Annotated in this window: 3 protein-coding genes and 3 pseudogenes; 1 reads left to right on the top strand and 5 read right to left on the bottom strand. The window is 61.9% G+C overall.

Going from position 1 to position 3797, the window contains the following annotated elements:
• From AC0L3K_RS40350 to tnpA, 4 genes and pseudogenes are all read right to left on the bottom strand, one after another.
• Positions 1–574 (bottom strand): plasmid pRiA4b ORF-3 family protein (locus AC0L3K_RS40350; protein ID WP_473368179.1); only part of this gene is annotated, 574 nt, incomplete at its 3' end.
• Positions 571–2138 (bottom strand): annotated as a pseudogene (gene tnpC, locus AC0L3K_RS40345) (IS66 family transposase). The pseudogene tnpC and the gene AC0L3K_RS40350, both read right to left, overlap by 4 nt.
• Positions 2139–2188: 50 nt before the next feature.
• The gene (tnpB, locus tag AC0L3K_RS40340; RefSeq protein WP_259219180.1) at positions 2189–2542 is read right to left on the bottom strand and encodes an IS66 family insertion sequence element accessory protein TnpB; all 354 of its coding nucleotides are present in this window, start codon (positions 2540–2542) and stop codon (positions 2189–2191) included.
• On the bottom strand, positions 2536–2958 hold the full coding sequence (tnpA, locus tag AC0L3K_RS40335; protein WP_259219181.1) for an IS66-like element accessory protein TnpA: 423 nt from the start codon (positions 2956–2958) through the stop codon (positions 2536–2538). The genes tnpB and tnpA overlap by 7 nt, the downstream gene beginning before the upstream one ends.
• 102 nt (positions 2959–3060) lie before the next feature.
• Here tnpA and AC0L3K_RS40330 point away from each other — a divergent pair.
• Positions 3061–3273: pseudogene (locus AC0L3K_RS40330) on the top strand (helix-turn-helix domain-containing protein); the annotation flags it as partial.
• Positions 3274–3599: 326 nt separating this feature from the next.
• Here the strand turns inward: AC0L3K_RS40330 and AC0L3K_RS40325 are convergent.
• Positions 3600–3797, bottom strand: a pseudogene (locus AC0L3K_RS40325) (IS21-like element helper ATPase IstB); the annotation flags it as partial.

Raw genomic sequence — 3797 nt, 5'->3', positions numbered from 1 at the left:
TGGGTGGCCGCTTTCGATCGGAATCGCTGGCCGCCTTCCGTCGGAATCGGTGGCCGCTTTGCCTCGGATTCCGCACCGGACCCCAGCGGCGCATATGTTCGTGCTCCGGATGAGCAGGGTCGCTGATGGCGTCGAGGTATTCGGCATAGCCTGGCGCACCGCCGACGTCTTCCGGAGGGCAACGACCGGCGGCCTCGAGCAGGAAGGGCATGCCCTCCGTCGTGGTGTTGTCGAACCATTTTTCGAGCTTGATCACATGGTCCCAGCTGTCGCCGAAGTCATAGAGATAGTGGATGGTCTTGGCGCCGGTCTCTCGAACGAGATCGCAAAGCCGCGCTTTACGAGCATCCATGGGCTGGTGGCCGTAATCATTGTCGGGATCGGGAATCCCCCAATGTGCCTCACCAGCGAAGAACTCGAAGAGGTGGCTGTTCGTCCAGCCAAACGCCTCCTGAAGCGTCAAATGCAGCCGGTCTAGGCGCAGGGTGACGGGTACGACAAGGCGACGCATCACCTCCGGCTTCACATCCTTGAGAGTTACCTTGATCCGGACCGCGGTCGTGTTCAGGCTCATGCCGCCAGCCTCGGATGGTGTGCATGCATCGTGTAGATCCATGCCCAAGGGAGCAGTTCGTCCAGTCGCGCCGCAGGCCAACCATCGACGAGCTTCGCGAGAACATCAGCGAGCCAGTGCTCGGCACTGACGCCATTGAGCTTACAGGTCTCGATTAACGAAGCCAGAACTGCCAATTCTCGGCGCCCTCGTCGCAACCGGCAAAAAGGGAGTTCTTAGCATTGAGCTTGATCGGCCGCATCGCGCGCTCGACAGCGTTCGTGTCCATCTCGATGCGCCCGTCATCAAGATAGAGCGTCAAGCCGTCCCAGTGACGCAGCGCATAGCGCAGAGCCTTCGCCGTGTCGCTCTTCTCGGCAAGATGATCAAGCATTGCCTCAAACCATTGCTTCAAAGCTGCAGCCAAAGGCCGGGCATGCGCTTGTCGACCCGCGCGACGCTCGGCATCAGATCGGCCGCGGAGTGCTTTTTCGACCGCGTAGAGCTGGGCGATGCGCTCGAGCGCTTCGCGGGCAACTGGAGCTGGCGCCGGAGCAGCTTCGCGCTCGATCTTCACAAACTGGCGCCGCAGATGGGCCCAGCAGAAAGCGAGCGTCCCGGACAGGGCGTCCGCACGCGTCCCTCGGGTCATGGTCTTGTAAGCCTGATAGCCATCGCAATGGATGATGCCGCGATAGCCTTCGAGCAGTCTCAAGCCATGAACGGCCCCACGGCCCGGTGCATAGGCATAAACTACTCCGGGCGGATCAGGCCCGGCCCAGGGCCTGTCATCGCGTGACAGTGCCCAGAAGTAGCCAGTTTTGGTCCTGCCGCGCCCCGGATCCAACACCGGTGCGGGGGTCTCGTCGACACAGAGCTTCGAAGAGGCGAGCAGAAGCTGACGCAGACGATGCCACAAGGGCTTCAATTCTTGGGCGGCATAGCCGACCCAGAAGGCAAGCGTGGAACGGTCGATGGCGATACCGTGCGTCGTCAGCATCTGCGCCTGGCGGTAGAGCGGCAAATGCCAATGATGATACTTGGCGTCGATCACATGCGCGACGAGCCGCTCGGTCGGCAGTCCTCCCCTGATCAATCGCTCGGGAGCAGCATGCTGGAGGACGACGCCGTGACAGGCGCGGCAGGCCAGTTTGGGGCGGCGGGTGACGATGACGCGATACTGCGCCGGTACGACGTCCAGCCTCTGGCTCTCATCGTGACCGATCTCAAAAAGGTCGCCTGCGCAGCACGGGCAGCAGGTTGCAGCGGGCATCAGGGTCTCGATGATGCGCGGCAAATGCTCCGGCAGCCTGCCACGATTGGCCCTGCGCTCGGCAGCTCTCTTCTCGCGCGTTTTGGGATTGGCGCGGTCCTCGGCTGCCTTGAGAGCCGCGACAGCCTGATCGATATCCTCCAGAACAAGCTGGAGCTGATCAGCGTCAAGCTTTTCCGAGGATCGACCGAACTGCGCGTCTTTTGCAAGCTTGAGCAACCGCTCGAGCCTGGCGCAGCGATCCAGCAGAGCCGCGGCAAAGGCACGCAACTCGGCTGGATCGCTCGGCATCTCATCAGGCAAATCACTCATTGGCCCGATTCTGCCATGCTTCGCGCCCCGATGCAGCGAAGATTTGTGTCCTACGCAAGCGCTTTCGGATGCGGGATTCGAGGCGCATGCATGCGTGTCCAATCCATGCCGGCCAAAAGCGCGGACAACTGCGCGGCGTTCATTCGCATGACGCCGTCAACGACCGGCGGCCACTTGAAGGCGCTGCCCTCAAGCCGCTTCCAATACATCACGAGGCCACTACCATCCCAGACAACGATCTTCACCCGATCAGCGCGCTTCGCACGGAAGACCACCGCCACGCCCTCCATCGGATCGTGGCCCAGCGTCTCCTTCGCCAACAGCGCCAGGCCATCCGCGCTCTTCCTGAAGTCTACAGGTCGGGTCGCAACGTAAATCATGAGGCCAGCGGGAGCCGTCAGCATGAACGTGTCCGGCGCAACGCAACAAACACATCACTCAACACAGCAAGGCCAGGCGTCCCTCGCACCTCAACTCGTGCCCCATGGAGCTCAACCGTCACAACGGCTGCTTCCGGCGACCCGGAGGGAGCTGCAGCCGCCGATGGCGACGATTCCGACACCAACGGCACAAACGACAGTGCACCCGCCGCAGCTGGCAGCACCAGTTGACCTGAACGCGCCCGGCGCCGCCAGTCATGCACCTGCTGGGGCCGGCAGCCATGGCGACGTGCGACATCTGTTACGATCGCGCCCGGCTCGAGACTGTCCGCGACAATCTGCGCCTTCAAATCATCTGGCCACTGTTTCCGGCCGCCGCCGGCGTACACTTCTATGCGCGGTGACAACGGTCGTCTTATGTCGTCCGAATGGTCGTCCATTGTGAGCACCCTTGCAGAAGATGACTCTTCTAGCGGCGCTCACAGGTCTTCGCACAAACAATCTGATCGGCCTCGCAGCCCCGCTTACCCTCGACCTGCCGCGGAAGCAGATTATTCCGAAAGGCGGGCGACATGCCACCAGCGATGTTCAGATCTTCGGCAAAGGCGGTCACGGGGCAATAGCTCTCATTGGTAGAGCGCGAAGGGATCGCGCCTCTCAAGGTGCAGGGCCAATCGATCCAACAGATTGGACGTCGCCTGGGGCGGGCTGATTCGACAGTCTCGCGTGAACTGCGGCGCAACGGGCGCCCGCGCCGAACCAGAGGGCCGTGGCCGCCCACGTGAGGACCATAGCGCCCGCGTGAGGCTGGGCCGGCGCTCAGGGAAATGCGGTTGGCGAGAGCCCGGAAATCCGAGCCGAACGGGACGTTTCCGTCCTCTTCGCAAGGAGACGATTCGAACGCGGCGGGATCGTTTCGAACGCAAGCGCCGCGCGAATTGCGAAGATACCAAGCCGCGTCAAACAAACCATGAATTCACTTCTGCACGCGAGAGGCTTTTAGCCGCTCGACAAATGTGCGCTATACCGAGTGCAAAGAGGGCACTAACCTTATCGCATTATCCGTCGAAAGGAGAGATTGTCAATCGGCCTGTAAATTTGACCCCTCATCGGCGTCCAATTTTGACCCCTTCGTGCGCCGCGGTTTGACGGTAGCGCTCGGCTCGTTGGAGCTGGCCGGGATAGCGGAGACGAGACGAGCGCGGGTGGCGTGATCGTCGTCGCGGCTTTTGAAGCGCCAGCTGTCATTGCCGGTCTCGACGATGTCACAGTGATGGGT

This window comes from Bradyrhizobium sp. MI1.10, from assembly GCF_055811035.1.
The sequence above is the reverse complement of the archived record's forward strand: the minus strand, read 5'-3'. Positions and strand labels throughout refer to the sequence as shown.

Coding starts and splice junctions, on each gene's coding strand:
- tnpA (WP_259219181.1), bottom strand. CDS start 2,958: ATGGACGACCATTCGGACGACATAAGACGACCGTTGTCACCGCGCATA.
- tnpB (WP_259219180.1), bottom strand. CDS start 2,542: ATGCTGACGGCTCCCGCTGGCCTCATGATTTACGTTGCGACCCGACCT.